Genomic DNA, 15,628 nt, shown 5'->3' on the forward strand with positions numbered 1-15,628 from the left:
AGTCGCAGCCTAAGGAGAAACAATGCCCGCCACCCCCACCCTCCGTGCCTCAGTTGTTCAATTCGAGGCGGTCCCCGATCGCCCGGACCTCAATCTGAAGACCGTCCGCCGCCTCGCCAACAAGGCTGCAACGGACGGCGCCCATCTGGTCGTGTTCCCGGAAATGTGCCTCATCGGTTACTGGCATCTACGGAAGCAGACCCCTCAGCGCCTGCTCCAGTTGGCGCAATCCGAGCGCGGCGAACACGTCCGCGCTGTCAAAGAGCTGGCCGAAGAGCTTGGCGTGGGCATCGGCGTTGGATATTTGGAGGTCGACGACGACAAGCAACTCTACAACTCGTACTCCTTCTGCCTTCCGGACGGGACCGTTCACACCCATCGGAAATTGCATGCGTTCGAGCATGAGGCCATCAGGAGCGGCTCCGGGTTCACAGTGTTTGATACGCCTTGGGGAGTCAAGATGGGGATTCTGATCTGCTGGGACAACAACTTGGTGGAAAACGTTCGCGCTACCGCGCTACTCGGCGCAACCGTCCTGATCGCGCCCCATCAGACGGGCGGCACCAACTCAGCCAGCCCGCGCGGCATGAAGCCCGTCCCGGCTGGGTTGTGGGAAAACCGTGAAGCAGATCCTGCGGCTATTGAGGCCGCCTTCCGGGGTCCCAACGGACGTGAATGGCTCATGCGGTGGCTGCCCGCCCGTGCACACGACAATGGGATTTTCGTTCTCTTCAGCAACGGCGTGGGCCGTGACGATGATGAAATCCGGACAGGGAATGCAATGGTGATCGATCCCTACGGATCGATTGTGGCCGAGACATGGGTGGCCGATGAGGCCGTGGTGACGGCCGATTTGGACCTGGGCCTTATACCCATGTCAACGGGACGCAGGTGGATTCGTGGTCGCCGGCCGGAACTCTATGACGTCCTGAGTCGTCCCCAGGGCAACGAGTTGGGCGCGCGGGCGGCACGCTTCTCCACGGACCCCGTTCAGGTCTAAGTGGGGTTCCAACGGGCTCCGGGCACCGTTGGGTTTGGGGTGGCTGGAGTTGACGAACCATCGCTCCGCGGGTCTGCATAGGTGCAGGTCAACACGTCCCGGGGCCAACTTTGTACCGGTGATCGTTGGACGTTATGGTTATGCAAGACCGTTTTGCAGAGGGCGGCAATCTTCGCTCCTTTGCTGTCTGCTGGGGACGCATTTCAGTCAGTAGGAACGTGCCATGGTCAACCCCCGCCCCGAGCAGGAAGCTCTCCAAAACGGATACTTTCTGGATCTCGTTCTCGGCAGCGAAGATGTCGAGGCCTTTCTCAGCGATCTTGCAGAGTTTTCAGCCGAGACGCTCTCGTGTCCCGGTGCCGCCGTCTTCTGCGGCATCACCGTTCTTCGCCGCAAAAAGTCGGCCACCGCTGCCAGCAGTGACGATCGCGCCCGCGTCATGGACGAACTTCAGAACGACTATGAGGGGCCGTGTCTCACGGCCATGGACAAGCTGACCCCCGTCCTTGTGTCGGACCTCCTGAGTGAGCACCGCTGGCCGGACTATGTGGAGGCCGCGTCGCACCAGGGACTTCGGTCCATCCTCAGCGTCCCTCTCCTGGTGGAGGGCGATACCCGGGCGGCCCTGAACCTCTACTCGGAGCGGACCAACGCCTTCAGCGAGTTCGACGTGGAGCGTGCCGAGGTCTTCGCGTCGCATGCCTCGAAGTCGCTGCGTCTCGCCCTGAAGATCGCACAACTCAGCGACGCCAGGAACGACCTCGCGGCGGCCATGCAGTCCCGCACCGTCATCGACCTCGCCGTCGGAGCGATCATGGCGCAGAACAAATGCAGCCAAGAAGAGGCCTTCACCATCCTTCGCACGGCCTCCAGCAACCGCAACATCAAGCTGCGGCACCTCGCCACGTCCATCATCGCTGCCGTCTCGTCGGGGAAGGTCACCACGCACTTCGAGGAGTAGCGCGCTTACCGCCGCAGCGCACCGTCCCACACCAGCTTCACGGCGTTCCGCACACGCTCCCGGGTTTCAGCGATGGACGCGGCATCTGTACCCGCGGGCCGCACCACGAACTGGTAGTAATACAGGCCGTTGATGAGGTCGATCATCGACTCGACATCCACGTCCGGGGAGAGCTCGCCGGACGTGATGCCGTGCCTGATCTCCGCGGCAATGGGTTCACGCCGCCGGGACACGTGCCGGTTCCAGGACAGGGCACGGAGTTCGTCGTTCTCCAGGCCCATGGCCACACGCTTTTTCACCAGCGCACCCACCTTGCCGTCGACGTCGATCGCGGCTTCCTCGTACGAGGCGAGGATCGTCTCCAGTGTGGTGTCCTTGCGTCGGAAGCCAATGCTCGACCGAACGCTGTCCAGGGCGGCGGCGATCAGTTCTTCACGGCTGCTCCACCGCCGGTACAGTGCAGCCCGGCTCACGCCTGAGCGCTCGGTAATCGCCGAGACCGTCACGTCACGAGTGTCCCGCTCCAGCAACAGTTCCACTGTGGAGGAGAGGACGGTGGATTCCAGTGCGGTGTCGCGCGGCCTGCCTGGTCGACGGTCGGCAACAACGGCGGTGTCAGGCATCGGCAATCACCAGGCGCTCACGCAGTTGGGCAATGGTCGCGTCTGAAAGTCCGGCACTCCGGACAGGTTCCAGCACACTGCCGTGCCGCTCGATCAGCACGTTCTGCATGGCTTCCATGGACTCCACATGGGCGCCCATCATCGCTCCCATGCCCTTGATGGCTTCCTCGTCCAGAACGCGGTCCGGCATGAGCCCGCCCATGATGGCCCGGAGCCGAGGGAACAACTGCGGGAGTCGGGTGGCCGTCACTGCGTAGTCAGCGGAGATGGTTTCAGGAGTTGCCCCCAAGGCGGAAAGCACGACGGCGGCGAACACTCCCGTACGGTCCTTACCGGCCGCGCAGTGGAAGACGGTGGCACCGTCGGCCATCGCCACCAGGGTTACCCCGAGGGCGAGCTGGCGGGCCTGGGTTTCGAGCAGGTTGGCGTACCAGGCGCCCACATGTGCAGGAGTAGTGGCAGAGGTCATCATCTCGTGGCTGATGTCCTCCGGCGATGAAACCGATGCTGTCAATGCGAGGTGGTGGTAGCTCACGCCGGGAACGGTCAACGGTCCCCGCCCGGTGAAGAGTGCTTCCTCCGGTGAGCGAAGATCGATCACCGACGTGACGCCGTCGTCGATCATTTGCTGGGCGAAAGCCGCCGGCATCACCGAGACATCATCGCTGCGCAGCAGCACGCCGGGACGGGTTGTGCCGCCGGAAACGGGCAGGCCACCAAGGTCGCGCAGGTTGACGGGAGAGAGATCCAAAGTTTCCACAGGAGAGTCCTAGCTGAGTTTGGCGCGGATGAAGGCGCTGACCCGGTCGATGATGGTGACCAGCACGACGATGCTGATGATGATGGCGCAGAGGTGTCCGTAATCGTACATGCGCATTGCGGTAGTAAGCTCCAAGCCGATGCCGCCGGCGCCCACCAAACCGAGGATCGTGGCGCCGCGGACGTTGCCTTCGAAGAGGAGCAACGTATAGCTGACCAGCAGCGGTGCGGCCTGGGGAAGGACGGCATAGCTGATGATCTGGCGCTTGTTGGCACCCACGGCGGTCAGTGCTTCCACCGGCCCGGGTTGCACGGATTCCATGGCTTCGGCGTAGACCTTGCCGATCGAGCCAACCGAGCCCAGCACGATCGCGAGGATGCCGGCGAACGGGCCCAACCCAACAGCTGAGACGAACATCAGCGCGAAGATGAGCTCAGGGACGGAGCGCAGCACGTTCAGCACAGCCCGGCAGGACGTGTAGACCCAGCGCGGGGCGATGTTGCTGGCCGCGCCGAAGCTCAACAGCAGCGATGCCAGGGCGCCCAGGACCGTGCCCACCAAGGCCATCTGCAGGGTCTCAACGAGCAGCTTGATGATGATGCCGAACTTGTCGAACGTTGGCGGGAACAGGCGGCCCAGGAAGTTGCCCATGTTGGGGATACCGCTGAGAAGCTTTTCCGGGTTGAACCCGGCGCCCATACCGGCCCAAACAAGGACGACGGCGACAATCACCCAGAGCGCGGCGCCACGTGGTGTGGGGAGGCCGAAGGGACGGGAAAGCCGGAGTCGGTCAGCTTCCGGGAGGGTGGTGTTGATGGTCTTGGAGGCTTCTGCGGGGGCTTCAGTTTTCGAGGAGCTCAGTGTCTGTTCCATAAATCTGGTGCACCTCCTTTTCGGTGATGGTGGTGGCGGGGCCGGCGAAGACGAGCTCGCCGGAGTGAAGCCCCAGGACACGGTCGGCGTAGCGGCGGGCAAGGCCCACTACGTGGAGGCTGACGATCACGGGGATCTTTTCCTCACGGGCAATGTCGCGGAGCAGGCCGAGGATGTTGCCGGCGAGGCGGGGGTCCAGGGAAGCGACGGGTTCGTCGGCCAGGATCAGCCGCGGCTGCTGCATCAGCGCGCGGGCAATCGCTACGCGCTGCTGCTCACCGCCACTCAGGCTCCGGCACGGCTGCTTGGCCTTGTGCGCAAGGCCTACCCGGTCCAGCAGCTCCAGCGCCATGGTCCGCTGGGCCCTGCTGAATGTGCCCAGCATGTTCACAGCCCCGGCCGAGTGGAGCCCGCCGGTCAGCACGTTGGTGAGGGCGGTCAGCCGCGGCACCAGGTTGAAGTGCTGGAAGACATATCCGACGTCGGATCGCAGCTCCCGCAGGCCGGTGGCGTTCTGTTGGGCTACTGGGCGGCCAGCTACGTCCAGCGCGTCAGCAGTGAAGGGTGCGATTCCCGTGAGGGTCTTCATGAGGGTCGACTTGCCTGAGCCGGAGTGGCCCAGCAGTGCAACGACCTCGCCCGGATACACGTCCAGGTCGATCCCGGCCAGGGCAACCTGCTCGTCGTATTGGACCCGCAAGCGACGCGCGCGGACGGTGGGCGACCCGGCAGGGGCGAGTGCCGCCGTCGTGCTTTCCGCCTGAGTCATGAGGCTCATCGGAGGTCCTGGAGGTCCACGCCGATGGACTCCGCCACGTCCACCAGCGGAGCGTACGTGCTGAATTCCGGGTCAGCCGTGGGTTCGCCGGTGATCCCGAACGTCTTGGCGACCTTCTCATTGCCGGCCATGAGCGCGGGCAGCTTGGCCTTGAGGGCTTCGCGGGCCTCGTTGTCCAGGTCCTTTCGGACCACGATGGAGATGCCGACGGGAATGGGGTCCGACTTGGCGATGATGGTGACCTCGTCCTCCTTGATGACACCCTTCTGGACGAACGTGGGGTACAGCTGGCGGGCAGTGCAGGCGACGTCCACGTTCCCGTTGGCGAGGGCCAGGACGGCGGAATCGTGGGAGCCGGCGAAGGTGCTCTTGTAATCGGTGCCGTCCGTGAGGCCCGCCTTGGCCAGGAGCGACTTGGGCATGAAGTAGCCGGTGGTGGATCCGGGATCGATGAAGGCCACCTGCTTGCCCTTCACATCGGCGGCGGACTGGATGCCGCTGTCCTTCCTGGCCAGGCAGAAGCTGGCTGGTTCCGTACTGGCGGGCCATACCAGGAGCGGGTCAACGCTCTCGGTCTTGTAGGCGAGGGCCGCGGAGAACTGGCTGAGGACTGCAACGTCCACGGATCCGTTCCGGACGGCTTCCACGACTCCGAGGTAATCGGCCGGCTGGAGGTTGGTGATGGTCCGTCCGGAGGCGTCGCCCACCATGGTGGCGAGGTCGGCCATGATGGCTTGCTCGTCGGGATCGTCGGTGCCCGGGGGAGTGGCGAAGACGAGCTCTGTTTTTGTGCTGTTGGCGCCGGCTGCGTTGGCGTCTCCGGAGCAGCCTGCGAGGGCGCCGATGGCCAGGAGGCCGATGAACGAAGTTGCGATGATGCCTGCACGAGCGTGCATGGTGGTGCCTTCCGTCATGTGTTGGGGGTGACGGAATTACGAAACCAGCAGTATCTGAATCGGAATTACGAGACTGCCGTACTTGAAATGGCGCGGAGGTTAACTGTTAGCGCTCGCCGCTGCTCGCCCGAAAAGTCCGCCCTGTGACCCTGTTTCGTGACCCGAGGCAACAATGGAGCAGACTGGGTTGGGTGACCGCCAACAAACCCCGCCCCGGACTCGCGATCGCTGCGCTGAGCCTCGGGACGGCGCTGAATCCGCTGAACTCGTCCATGATCGCCGTTGCGTTGGTGGTCCTGAGAGAGCACTTTGAGCTCGACGTCGCCACGGTCACCTGGGTCATTACCTCGTTCTACCTAGCCTCGGCCGCCGGGCAACCGCTCATGGGCCGGCTCGCTGACCGTTTTGGCCCACGCCGCCTGTTCATGTTCGGTATGGCCTTGGTCGCGGTTACTTGCGCGATTGCGCCCTTCCTGCCCAACTTCGCATTGGTCTGCGTGGCCCGTGCGCTCATGGCCGTTGGGACCGCGACGGCGTACCCGTCCGCCGTCGTGATGGTCACCGAGCTGAGCCGGTTGTCTGACGTGCCGTCCACGCGGCCGTTGGGCCGGATCCAGATGGCGAACACCTCTGCCGCTGCCGTCGGCCCGGTGGTGGGCGGGCTGTTGGTGAGCCTGGTTGGCTGGCAGGCGCTCTTTGCGATCAACGTGCCCATCGCTTTGCTCGCCATGATCGTGGTCTACAAGGTAGCGCCCGTCGATTCCGGGCGCGAGACCGGCAGGCTTGGCCAGCTGATCCGCGACTCCGACATCCCCGGCATCCTCGCCTTCGTCACCTCGCTGATGCTGGCCATGATGGCGCTGCTCAACGTCATGCCCGGATACCGCTGGTATTTGCTTGGCGCCGCCACGGTGATCGGCGCGCTCTTCGCCTGGCGCGAGCTGCGCTTCCAGCCGCCTTTCCTGGACCTTCGCCTGCTGGGCCGGAACCGGCCGCTGCTGCTGGTCTACCTGCTGTTCGTTGTGTTCAGCGGGGTCTACTACTTTGCGTTCTTCGGCCTTCCGCAGTTGCTGCAGGAAGCGGGACATTACGACGCCGGTGTGGTGGGCCTGTTGATGCTGCCCCTTGCGGCGTTGTCGGTTGTGGTGACGCCACTGACGGTGCGGTTCATTGAGCGGTTCGGCGTGCGTCCCGTCCTCATCGCCGGTGTGCTGATTCTTACTGTTGCGGCCGGAACGCTGGGGTTCCTGACCATGACTTTGTGGGCGCCGCTGGTGTTCGTGCTGACCGCGTTGATGGGCGTGCCGTATGGCGTGGTGAGCACCGCGTCCAACCAAGGGCTATACGTTTCTGCAAGGCCCGAGGAAAGGGGAGTGGCGGCCGGCATCTTCCAAACCTGCCGCTACCTCGGCGCTATCACGGCCACGGTGTTGATCGGCGTGCTCTACGGCCCGGGCGTGAACCAGGCCAACTGGGGGATCATGGTCCTGGTGATGCTGGGGCTCAGTGCCGTGGTGCTGGTGCTGGCTGTCATGTGGCGGAAGCCCGCGGTTTAGGGATTCAGCGGGATCAGCAGCGCCGCCGCGCCTGCGATCGACAGGGCGGCGCGCAGGTGGTTGGCCGGAACCCAGCCCCGCAGGAACTGGTTCCAATCCTGGCTGGAGCCTTGGGCCAAGCGGTTGTTGAGCGGCACGTTGATCGCCATGGTGGAGAGGAATCCGGCCAGGCAGGCCACAGCGCCTGCCACCCGGAGCGGCGGCTGGCTTCCGGGATCGACGACGGCGGCAATCACCACGCCAGCGGAGGCGGCGGCCGAGCCGAAGAACAGGATCATGAACGGCGGCGTTACCGCCTTCTGGTTGATGGCGTCCATAGCGGCAACCGCGTCGCTTGCCGGCCGCATCCGGAGTGCGGGCATCACGAGTGCGGAGAAGGCGAAGTAGAAACCGCCCACCAGGGCCGAACCCGTTCCTGCTGCTACGGGAAGCCAAGTGCTCAAAGTTGTCATGCCTCAAGCCTGCCCTCGCCGGAGTGGACGATGAATAGTCAAGGATCCACTTTTCATACGCAGACGTCTAAGCTGACCGCATGGATCCTCTATCGCAGTTCCTCACTGGCCCACGGGCGCAGGCGGCATTTGCCCTCCGCGTGGTGATGGATCCACCCTTCGCCATTGACGTCCAGGACCAGGCCGCCCTGACCGTGATCGTCGTGGTGCGCGGGGAAGCATGGATCACTGCGGACGGCGCTGAACCTCAACTCCTCCGGCAGGGTCAGGCGGCGACAGTCCGTGGGCCGGAACCCTATATCGTTGCTGATGTTCCCGACAGGGAAGCCACCGTGGTTATCGATGCAGACCAGTCCTGCCGCACCCCCAGCGGCGAAAAGTTGGAGCTCACGTTTTCCCGGGGTGTGCTGACGTGGGGCAACAGTGCCCTCGGCCAAACAGTCCTGCTCATCGGCACGTACCAGTCGCCGGCGGCTGTGGGCCAGTTGGTCACGTCAGTGCTGCCCAGGCTGGCGGTCTTCGGAGAGGAAGACCTCGACGGCGGCCTGCTGGGAATGCTGGAACGGGAACTCACCCAGCAACGGCCGGGACAGGAAAGTGCGCTGGACAGGCTGCTGGATCTTCTCCTGCTGGACCTTGTGCGCGCCTGCGTGGACCGGGGAGACGCGCCTCAGGGTACGTGGGCAAACGCGTCCCGCGAACCCGTGGTTGCGCAGGCCCTCGAACTCCTGCACCAGGAGCCGGCCGCGCCGTGGACCGTGGCCGGGTTGGCGCTAGGGTGCCACGTCTCAAGGGCCACCTTGGCCGCCCGCTTCCGTGCCGCCGTCGGGCAGTCACCCATGGCGTACCTCAGCGCCTGGCGACTGGCGCTGGCTGCCGACAGGTTAGCCTCCAGCAATGCGACTACGGCGGTCATCGCGGAGGAGGTTGGCTACAGCAATGCCTTCACGTTCAGTGCTGCGTTTTCGCGGGAGTACGGCGTCAGCCCGAGCGGCTACCGGCGGTCCGCGCAGGCGGCAACCGGCCGAACGGAAGGCGCCGGTAAATCATCTTCAGCGGACCGGCGCCGGTGAGCGTCTTGAAAGCTGCCGCCGAGAACCGCGACTGACTTCAGATGGGGGATCTGTGGACTAAACATTGACTAAATAACTGAGTGCACTCATAATTGAGTTAAGTCAGTAAATTAGTCATTGGAGAACCCCCATGAAAGCCTTCGTCCTCAACCAGTACAAGGAACCCCTGCAGCAGGTCGACGTCCCGGAGCCGGTGCTCGGCGACCACGATGTGCTGGTTGAGGTTCACGCGGCCGGCCTGAACCAGCTGGACGAGAAGATCCGGTTGGGGGAGTTCAAGCAGATCCTCCCGTACAAGCTGCCGCAGGTTCTTGGCCATGATGTTGCCGGCGTGGTCCTGAAGGTGGGGCCGAAGGTGCGCTCCTTCACGCCCGGCGACGAGGTCTTTGCGCGCCCTGGCAAAGACAGCATCGGCACGTTCGCGGAGCGCATCGCCGTCGCCGACGAAGACCTGGCCATCAAACCGGCCACCGTCAGCATGGAGGAAGCGGGCTCACTTCCGCTGGTGGCTTTGACGGCGTGGCAGGCGCTGGTGGAGCGCGGGAACGTCGGTCCCGGCCAGAAGGTTTTCATCCATGCCGGCGCCGGGGGAGTGGGCTCCATTGCCATCCAGCTGGCCAAGTACTTGGGTGCAACGGTAGCCACCACGGTCAGCGCAGGGAACAAGGACTTTGCCCGTGAGCTCGGCGCTGACGTAGTGATTGACTACCGCACCGAGGACTTCGTGGAGATCCTCCACGACTACGACCTCGTCCTGGACAGCCTTGGCGGCGAGAACCTGGAGCGGTCCTTGAAGGTCTTGAAGAAGGGTGGCAAAGCCATCGGCATCGCTGGGCCGCCGGATGCCGGCTTCGCCCGACAGCTGGGTGGAAACCCTGTACTGCTGGGTGTGACTACCCTGCTGAGCTCGGGTATCCGCCGCAAGGCCCGCCGCCTTGGCGTCACCTACGAGTTCCTTTTCATGCGCGCCGATGGCGGCCAGCTGAAGGAAATTGCTGCGCTCATCGACGACGGCCACATCAAGCCGGTACTGGGACGCGTGGTGCCGTTCGATCAGACAGCCGATGTCCTTGCTTCCCTGGAAAAGGGCGGCGTCCGCGGCAAGACCGTCGTCAGCCATCTCTAACCACAATCCAACACCCCGACAGGACAAACATCATGAGCAGTGAACAGCAGTCGTATGTGCAGGTGCCGGCGAAGACAGTGACAGCCGGTGGTGTCACGTACGCGTACCGGGAGATGGGGCTCAAGGGCGGGGTTCCGGTGGTCTTCCTGATTCACCTCGCCGGGACCATGGACAACTGGGATCCGCACATCATCGATCCCATCGCTGCGAAGCACCACGTCATCACCTTCAGCAACCGTGGCGTGGGTGCGTCCACGGGAAGCGTTCCGGACAGCATCGAAAGCATGGCCGACGATGCCGCTGCTTTCATCCAGGCCCTCGGCTATCCGCAGGTGAATCTCTTCGGATTCTCCCTTGGCGGCATGATCGCCCAGGCGCTGGTCCTTAAGCACCCGGGGCTTGTTCGCAAGATGGTACTCGCCGGCACGGGCCCTGCCGGTGGGGAAGGCATCCAGAACATCATCGGAATCACGTACTACGACGTTCTTAGGGGCACCCTCACCCGGCAGGATCCCAAGGAGTTCCTCTTCTTCAACAGGAACGCCGCCGGTAAGCTCGCCGCCCGGGCCTTCATCGACCGACTCAAGAAACGCACCACCAACCGCGAGGCACCCTTCAAGCTCGCTGCATTCCAGACGCAACTGAAAGCCATCCGCCGGTGGGGACTGTCGCCGTCGGCCGATCTTGGGGGCATCACCCAACCGACGCTGATCGCCAACGGCGACAACGACCGCATGGTGCCCTCAGTGCTTTCGAACGACATGCACCAGCGGATTCCGGGCAGCGAACTGGTCATCTACCCCGACTCCGGGCACGGTGGCATCTTCCAGTTCCATGACAGGTTTGTCCCGGTAGCCCTTGAATTCCTGGGGCGCTGAATGGTCGGTCCGCTGATACGGTAGCTGAATGCAGCCTGCGCCCCAGACCCTTGGCCGACGTGAGCGGAATAAGCAGGAAAAGCTTGACCGCATCACGGCGGCTGCCCGTGAACTCTTCACCCAGTACGGAGTGGATGAGGTCACCACCCAGCAAGTAGCTGAAAAGGCCGACGTCGGTTCGGGAACCTTGTTCCTGTACGCCAAGACCAAGGCGGAGCTGCTTCTGTTGGTGCACAACGTCAAATACGCCCAAGCGCTCGACGCGGGAGTCGAAGCGGCCGCCGCTGAAGTATCGGTCCTTGACGCGGTGATGGCCATCATCCGTCCCATCGTCGAGTGCAACCGCGTCCAGATCGAGAACGGCCGGACGTACCTGAAGGAGATCGTCTTCGGGGATCCGGCGGAGCCGCACCACGCAGAAGCGCTGTCGCTGACCATACGCACCGAAGAAGCCATTGCCGAAGTCCTGGGCCGTGACGAGCAATTGCTTGCCCGCGACCCCGCCAAGCTGGCACGGATCGTCACTGCGATCATGTTTATCAGCATGACGTCCTCGGCCACTATGGAACTGACAGACGCCCAGGTTGGCGACGAGATCCGGGACCAGATCAGCGTGCTCCTGGGCGCCTGACTTCTTGGCTTTGGCGGACCTTAGCGGTTGAGGAACGCCTCGTGCTGGCGGTGGGCTTCGGTCACTTGCTCGCGGATCTTGTCCACGTCCTTGGCCTTATTCCGATACTTGAGCGGCATCTGGACGATCTGCGCCTCTTCCGCCGTCAGTGCGCGGTAAATGCGTTCGCGCTCGTTGGCGTCAGCGGTGTAGTCGAGGTCCAGGTAGTCCACGGCGTGGCGGCGGGCGTTGTTGATGGCCGTCTGGGCCTTGCCCGCTGGGCTGATCAGTGAGAGCACCACGGTGACGATCAGGACGCCGATGATCACGCTCAAGGAGAGGCCGGTGGTGATCTCGATGACGTTGACGTGCTCGCCGTCGTTGATGAACGGCAGGTTGTTCTCGTGCAGGGCGTGGAGGATCAGCTTGACGCCAATGAACGCGAGGATCGCTGCCAGGCCGTAGGAAAGGTAGATGAGGCGATCCAACAGGCCGTCGATCAGGAAGTAGAGCTGGCGCAGGCCCATCAGCGAGAACGCCGTCGCGGTGAAGACGATGAAGACGTTCTGAGTGAGGCCGAAGATCGCCGGGATCGAGTCGAGCGCGAACAGGATGTCCGTGCCGCCGATAGCCACCATCACCAGCAGCATCGGAGTCAGGGCACGCTTGCCGTTGACCATGGTGAAGAGCTTGTCGCCGTCGTACTTATCCGTAGTGTGGAAGAGCTTCTTGGCGAGCCGGATGATGAAGTTGTTCGCCTGGCCGTCCCCGTGGTCGCCGGGCTTGAGCAGGTTGCCTGCCGTCAGCAGCAGGATGAGTCCGAAGATGTAGAACACCCACGCGAACGAGTTGATCAGCGCTGCGCCCAGGAAGATGAAGCCGGTGCGGGCGATCAGCGAGAACACGATGCCGAAGAGCAGGACCTTCTGCTGATCCTCACGCGGCACCCGGAAGCTCGCCATGATGATCAGGAACACGAACAGGTTGTCGACCGAGAGGGCCTTCTCCGTGATGTAGCCGGCGAAGTACTCGGACCCCATTTGGCCGCCGCCGAATATCAGGACCAATACTCCGAACAGCACGGCCAGGCCCACGTAAATGGAGGACCAGATGGCCGCTTCCTTGAGTGAGGGGACGTGGGCCTTCCGGATGTGGAAGAAGTAGTCGAAGGCCAAGAGCGCCAGAATGACGACGATGGTGATGCCCCAGATGAGGGGAGAGACGGTCATATGATCCTGCTTTCGTGAGGCGCGCGAGTGGTGTTGCTCACCGAGGGTCAAACTCTTGGAATCAAATTTACCGGGAGTGGTGGGGCGGGTGGTAACCGAATGGCAGGATCTTTATTCAATGGGCTAGCCCTGGAGCGTCCACTCGTCCTGGTTATGCGGCCTGAGCCAATGTTGGCGGGGCTCCCCGGATTCACGGACGACGTCGTTGAGCCAGAACGTGGTGTCGGGGTTCCAACCGGCGATGACACTCGCCGTTCCTTCGGCCGGGTCCACTTCAAGTGCGTGGCCTGCCAAGTGAAGGTATCCAGCGACGGTGAGGTGGACAGCGTCCCATCGTGAGCTTGCCTTTTCCCAGTCAGGGATGACCCAGCGTCCGTCCCGGCCCGTCGTGCGGAACCAGTCGTGTCTGCGGGATGCGGTGACATTCAATGGGAATTCCCGGCATAGCTGGATCCAATCCGCAGCTGTCCCGATCTCCAGGATCTGTCCAGTTCCGGCGACTGGGATGGCGGTGGCGTTCTCCCACCCCAACGAGTCCTCCACCAGATCCAGGCCCTGGGGAATCTGCCCGGTGGACTGCATGAGGTTGTGGGGTATTGACCACCACTCGCCACCCACGTTGGCCCTGATGTCTGCACGGCGTTCCCGCGCAGCACGGACCTCCCCGGCCCGTTGGTTGCGCGCCCACTCTGCCAGTTTCTGTCGGGGATTGCCGGAGAGCGGCGCCGGGTCTTCCGCTGAACGCCAATCGATGCTCCACTGCCTCACCTCAGCCTCACGGGTCCAGGATTCTGCGGCGGGTGTCCGAAGAACCCCGTTTGCTACGTGGGCTAGCGCACTCCTTATCTCGGACACGGCGGCAAGAACGTCCTCGCCGTCGGGCTCCTGCCAATACCGGGCGGTATCAACGGCCCGCTCCAAAGCCTTCTGAACCAGCTCGTTGGTGATGCCCTTGAGATCCAAAGACGTGATCAATGCTGCGAGCTCATTCACAGTCGGCTCTGGCGGGGGAGGCGGCGCCTCCCCCGAGGGAGACATGGTCAACATCCTCCGCGACCTGCCCGCCCCAGGATCGAGGTCGTATCCGAGGTGGAAGACGGCGATACGGATGTCCTGGTCCATTTCCATCGCCAGTTCAAGGCACAGGCGACGCCCACGAGGCCCATTTAGCAATTGCTCGATGTGCGGCTCCATGTCCTCATCCTTGCAGCTGTGAATCCTCGGTGCAGGAGCACGACGTCGGAACCCGCCTTGAGTGCCTGCAGCTTGGTTGACGCTTGAGCAAGCTTTCAATGGGGTTACTGTGTGTCCAAACCCCAGGTTGTGAGACTGCCGCCGGGATCAGGCCCGAAGCAGTCTTGTAAATGAACTCATTCTCGACCCTGAGGACAATGCCGCCCTGTGTGTGGATGCTGAACGCATAATCGACCATGCAACAGACGATCTCGTCAGCCCCGGAAGTTGTGGGCCAAGTCCAAAGCACGCGGAGATCTCCCATTTATTTTTCGTTCCTATTCACGTTTGCAGCCCCAGCGCTCAGAGCGTCTTCCGCAAACGCGTGCCACTACCCAAACCAGCCAGCCGAGGCTTCGCGTAAAGCCACACCACAACACCGAACAGCGGCACAACGAAGAACAGCAGCACCCACATGATCCGGTGTGTTTGATCGAGGCGGTCCTGCCGTAGGACATCGAAGATTGCCCAAATGTTCGCTCCCATGACGAACACTGCAGACAGTCCCGCCAGCAAGGCCAGAACCCATTCCCAAGCTCCCACGTCGTCCCCCTCGAACCAGCCGGTTCGGTCCAAACTAGCACTCTCGCTGCAAACGTACGACGGCGGAGCCCGCCTTGCGTGCGGCCCCTTGGCTGACGCTTCGGTCGAGTCAGACCAGCGCGGTCATGATGTTCCAGCCCTCTCCGATCTTCTTCCTGGGCTCCAGGAAGCGGCTGCCGACACCGGGGTAGAGCCACAAATCGCCGTTGGTGTCGCGGGCAATGATCTGGGAATAGCCGGGGTAGTTTCTGTCGAATTGTCCGGTGGCGATGATGGTCGTCATGGTGTTCCAACCTTCGCCTACCTGCATCCGGGGCAGCCACCCGCCCTTGCCGTCACCGGGGTACAGCCAGAGCCGTCCGTTGGTGTCGCGCGCCATGACGTCCCGCTTGCCGTCCTCGTTGAAATCACCGCGACCGATCAGGGCAGTCATCACGTTCCAGCCGACGCCTATTTGGCTCCGGGGTTTCCAGCCTCCTTGGTGGTCGCCCGGATACAACCAAAGCCGGCCCTCCACATCGCGGGCAATGACGTCGGCGCAGTAGTCGCCGTCGAAGTCGCCAGGGCCCATGATGGCGGTCATCGCGTTCCAGCCAACGCCGACCTTGGTGCGTGGTTTGAGGTACCCGTAGCCGCCGGGGTAGAGCCACAAGTCGCCGTTGATATCGCGGGCAAGGAGGTCGTCGTTGAATTCACTCTGGAACTTCCCCGCACCGATGATCGCCGTCATCACATTCCAGCCCTCGCCCATTTTGGAGCGGGGTTTCTTCCAGCCACCGCGACCATCGCCGGGGTAGACCCAGAGGTCGCCTGCCGCGTCGCGGGCCAGGACGTCGTCGTCAAAGCCCGTGTTGATGTTGACGTAGTCCCAGTTGTTCGCAGGCACGCTGAAGGCACGCACAGTGTGTTGATTCGCCTGCGCCGGAACCGCGATCGGCCCCAGGAGCAGAGCCGCGGCCGCTGCCAGAACCGTTCCCACGAAAAGTGGGGGCCTCCGGGTTCCGGGCGTTTTCCGGCATGGATTCGTGGTCGATTCT

At 63.3% G+C, this 15,628-nt stretch carries 17 protein-coding genes; 7 read left to right on the forward strand and 10 right to left on the reverse strand.

The genetic code is table 11. The features are described from left to right. Positions 1-22 precede the first annotated feature (22 nt). Both N7568_RS04930 and N7568_RS04935 read left to right on the forward strand, forming a co-directional pair. Positions 23-1,000 (forward strand): nitrilase family protein, encoded by a 978-nt coding sequence (locus N7568_RS04930; protein ID WP_261608782.1) that lies wholly within the window; start codon positions 23-25, stop codon positions 998-1,000. 223 nt (positions 1,001-1,223) lie between these two features. Beyond that, positions 1,224-1,961 carry an ANTAR domain-containing response regulator gene (locus tag N7568_RS04935; protein ID WP_261608783.1) on the forward strand — a complete coding sequence of 246 codons (738 nt, stop codon included), beginning with the start codon at positions 1,224-1,226 and terminating at the stop codon, positions 1,959-1,961. A gap of 5 nt (positions 1,962-1,966) precedes the next feature. Here the strand turns inward: N7568_RS04935 and N7568_RS04940 are convergent, their stop codons facing one another. The 5 genes from N7568_RS04940 to phnD are packed head-to-tail and all read right to left on the reverse strand — an operon-like array spanning position 1,967 to position 5,891. Continuing rightward, complete coding sequence (locus N7568_RS04940) at positions 1,967-2,584, reverse strand: TetR/AcrR family transcriptional regulator (RefSeq protein ID WP_261608784.1); 618 nt, start codon at positions 2,582-2,584, stop codon at positions 1,967-1,969. Beyond that, entirely contained in the window at positions 2,577-3,344 is a 768-nt protein-coding gene (locus tag N7568_RS04945) for a tyrosine-protein phosphatase (RefSeq protein ID WP_261608785.1), read from the reverse strand. Before N7568_RS04945 ends, N7568_RS04940 begins: the two co-directional genes overlap by 8 nt. Positions 3,345-3,353: 9 nt before the next feature. Then, positions 3,354-4,217, reverse strand: coding sequence for a phosphonate ABC transporter, permease protein PhnE (gene phnE, locus N7568_RS04950; protein WP_261608786.1), 864 nt, complete (start codon positions 4,215-4,217; stop codon positions 3,354-3,356). After that, the gene (gene phnC / locus N7568_RS04955) at positions 4,186-4,995 is read right to left on the reverse strand and encodes a phosphonate ABC transporter ATP-binding protein (protein WP_261608787.1); all 810 of its coding nucleotides are present in this window, start codon (positions 4,993-4,995) and stop codon (positions 4,186-4,188) included. Before phnC ends, phnE begins: the two co-directional genes overlap by 32 nt. After that, complete coding sequence (phnD, locus tag N7568_RS04960; RefSeq protein WP_261608788.1) at positions 4,992-5,891, reverse strand: phosphate/phosphite/phosphonate ABC transporter substrate-binding protein; 900 nt, start codon at positions 5,889-5,891, stop codon at positions 4,992-4,994. Before phnD ends, phnC begins: the two co-directional genes overlap by 4 nt. 191 nt (positions 5,892-6,082) lie before the next feature. Here phnD and N7568_RS04965 point away from each other — a divergent pair, with 191 nt between their 5' ends. Next, positions 6,083-7,447, forward strand: coding sequence for an MFS transporter (locus N7568_RS04965; RefSeq protein WP_261608789.1), 1,365 nt, complete (start codon positions 6,083-6,085; stop codon positions 7,445-7,447). Here the strand turns inward: N7568_RS04965 and N7568_RS04970 are convergent. Beyond that, a complete protein-coding gene (locus N7568_RS04970) occupies positions 7,444-7,899 on the reverse strand; it encodes an anthrone oxygenase family protein (RefSeq protein WP_261608790.1) in 456 nt (151 codons plus the stop codon). The genes N7568_RS04965 and N7568_RS04970 overlap by 4 nt on opposite strands. An 80-nt stretch (positions 7,900-7,979) precedes the next feature. Here N7568_RS04970 and N7568_RS04975 point away from each other — a divergent pair, with 80 nt between their 5' ends. From N7568_RS04975 to N7568_RS04990, 4 genes are all read left to right on the forward strand, one after another. Then, positions 7,980-8,972, forward strand: a complete 993-nt coding sequence (locus N7568_RS04975; RefSeq protein ID WP_261608791.1) for an AraC family transcriptional regulator — start codon at positions 7,980-7,982, stop codon at positions 8,970-8,972. Between the two features lie 130 nt (positions 8,973-9,102). Then, positions 9,103-10,098 (forward strand): NADP-dependent oxidoreductase, encoded by a 996-nt coding sequence (locus N7568_RS04980; RefSeq protein ID WP_261608792.1) that lies wholly within the window; start codon positions 9,103-9,105, stop codon positions 10,096-10,098. 32 nt (positions 10,099-10,130) lie between these two features. Then, positions 10,131-10,976, forward strand: coding sequence for an alpha/beta fold hydrolase (locus N7568_RS04985; RefSeq protein WP_261608793.1), 846 nt, complete (start codon positions 10,131-10,133; stop codon positions 10,974-10,976). Positions 10,977-11,004: 28 nt separating this feature from the next. Beyond that, entirely contained in the window at positions 11,005-11,607 is a 603-nt protein-coding gene (locus N7568_RS04990; protein ID WP_261608794.1) for a TetR/AcrR family transcriptional regulator, read from the forward strand. A 20-nt stretch (positions 11,608-11,627) separates the two neighbouring features. On the opposite strand, the gene N7568_RS04995 is transcribed toward N7568_RS04990, so the two are convergent. The 4 genes from N7568_RS04995 to N7568_RS05010 form a co-directional block, all read right to left on the reverse strand. Next, the gene (locus tag N7568_RS04995) at positions 11,628-12,815 is read right to left on the reverse strand and encodes a TerC family protein (RefSeq protein WP_261608795.1); all 1,188 of its coding nucleotides are present in this window, start codon (positions 12,813-12,815) and stop codon (positions 11,628-11,630) included. 123 nt (positions 12,816-12,938) lie between these two features. Then, positions 12,939-14,009 carry a hypothetical protein gene (locus N7568_RS05000; protein ID WP_261608796.1) on the reverse strand — a complete coding sequence of 357 codons (1,071 nt, stop codon included), beginning with the start codon at positions 14,007-14,009 and terminating at the stop codon, positions 12,939-12,941. A 342-nt stretch (positions 14,010-14,351) separates the two neighbouring features. Next, on the reverse strand, positions 14,352-14,624 hold the full coding sequence (locus N7568_RS05005; protein ID WP_261608797.1) for a PLD nuclease N-terminal domain-containing protein: 273 nt from the start codon (positions 14,622-14,624) through the stop codon (positions 14,352-14,354). 76 nt (positions 14,625-14,700) lie between these two features. Further along, positions 14,701-15,570: an FG-GAP-like repeat-containing protein gene (locus tag N7568_RS05010; RefSeq protein WP_261608798.1), complete on the reverse strand. Its 870-nt coding sequence runs from the start codon at positions 15,568-15,570 to the stop codon at positions 14,701-14,703. Positions 15,571-15,628: the final 58 nt, after the last annotated feature.

The sequence above is a fragment of the Paenarthrobacter aurescens genome (assembly GCF_025421775.1).
Taxonomy (GTDB): Bacteria; Actinomycetota; Actinomycetes; order Actinomycetales; family Micrococcaceae; genus Arthrobacter; species Arthrobacter aurescens_B.

Coding starts and splice junctions, on each gene's coding strand:
- N7568_RS04930 (WP_261608782.1), top strand. CDS start 23: ATGCCCGCCACCCCCACCCTCCGTGCCTCAGTTGTTCAATTCGAGGCG.
- N7568_RS04935 (WP_261608783.1), top strand. CDS start 1,224: ATGGTCAACCCCCGCCCCGAGCAGGAAGCTCTCCAAAACGGATACTTT.
- N7568_RS04940 (WP_261608784.1), bottom strand. CDS start 2,584: ATGCCTGACACCGCCGTTGTTGCCGACCGTCGACCAGGCAGGCCGCGC.
- phnE (WP_261608786.1), bottom strand. CDS start 4,217: ATGGAACAGACACTGAGCTCCTCGAAAACTGAAGCCCCCGCAGAAGCC.
- phnC (WP_261608787.1), bottom strand. CDS start 4,995: ATGAGCCTCATGACTCAGGCGGAAAGCACGACGGCGGCACTCGCCCCT.
- phnD (WP_261608788.1), bottom strand. CDS start 5,891: ATGCACGCTCGTGCAGGCATCATCGCAACTTCGTTCATCGGCCTCCTG.
- N7568_RS04970 (WP_261608790.1), bottom strand. CDS start 7,899: ATGACAACTTTGAGCACTTGGCTTCCCGTAGCAGCAGGAACGGGTTCG.
- N7568_RS04975 (WP_261608791.1), top strand. CDS start 7,980: ATGGATCCTCTATCGCAGTTCCTCACTGGCCCACGGGCGCAGGCGGCA.
- N7568_RS04980 (WP_261608792.1), top strand. CDS start 9,103: ATGAAAGCCTTCGTCCTCAACCAGTACAAGGAACCCCTGCAGCAGGTC.
- N7568_RS04985 (WP_261608793.1), top strand. CDS start 10,131: ATGAGCAGTGAACAGCAGTCGTATGTGCAGGTGCCGGCGAAGACAGTG.
- N7568_RS04990 (WP_261608794.1), top strand. CDS start 11,005: ATGCAGCCTGCGCCCCAGACCCTTGGCCGACGTGAGCGGAATAAGCAG.
- N7568_RS04995 (WP_261608795.1), bottom strand. CDS start 12,815: ATGACCGTCTCTCCCCTCATCTGGGGCATCACCATCGTCGTCATTCTG.
- N7568_RS05000 (WP_261608796.1), bottom strand. CDS start 14,009: ATGGAGCCGCACATCGAGCAATTGCTAAATGGGCCTCGTGGGCGTCGC.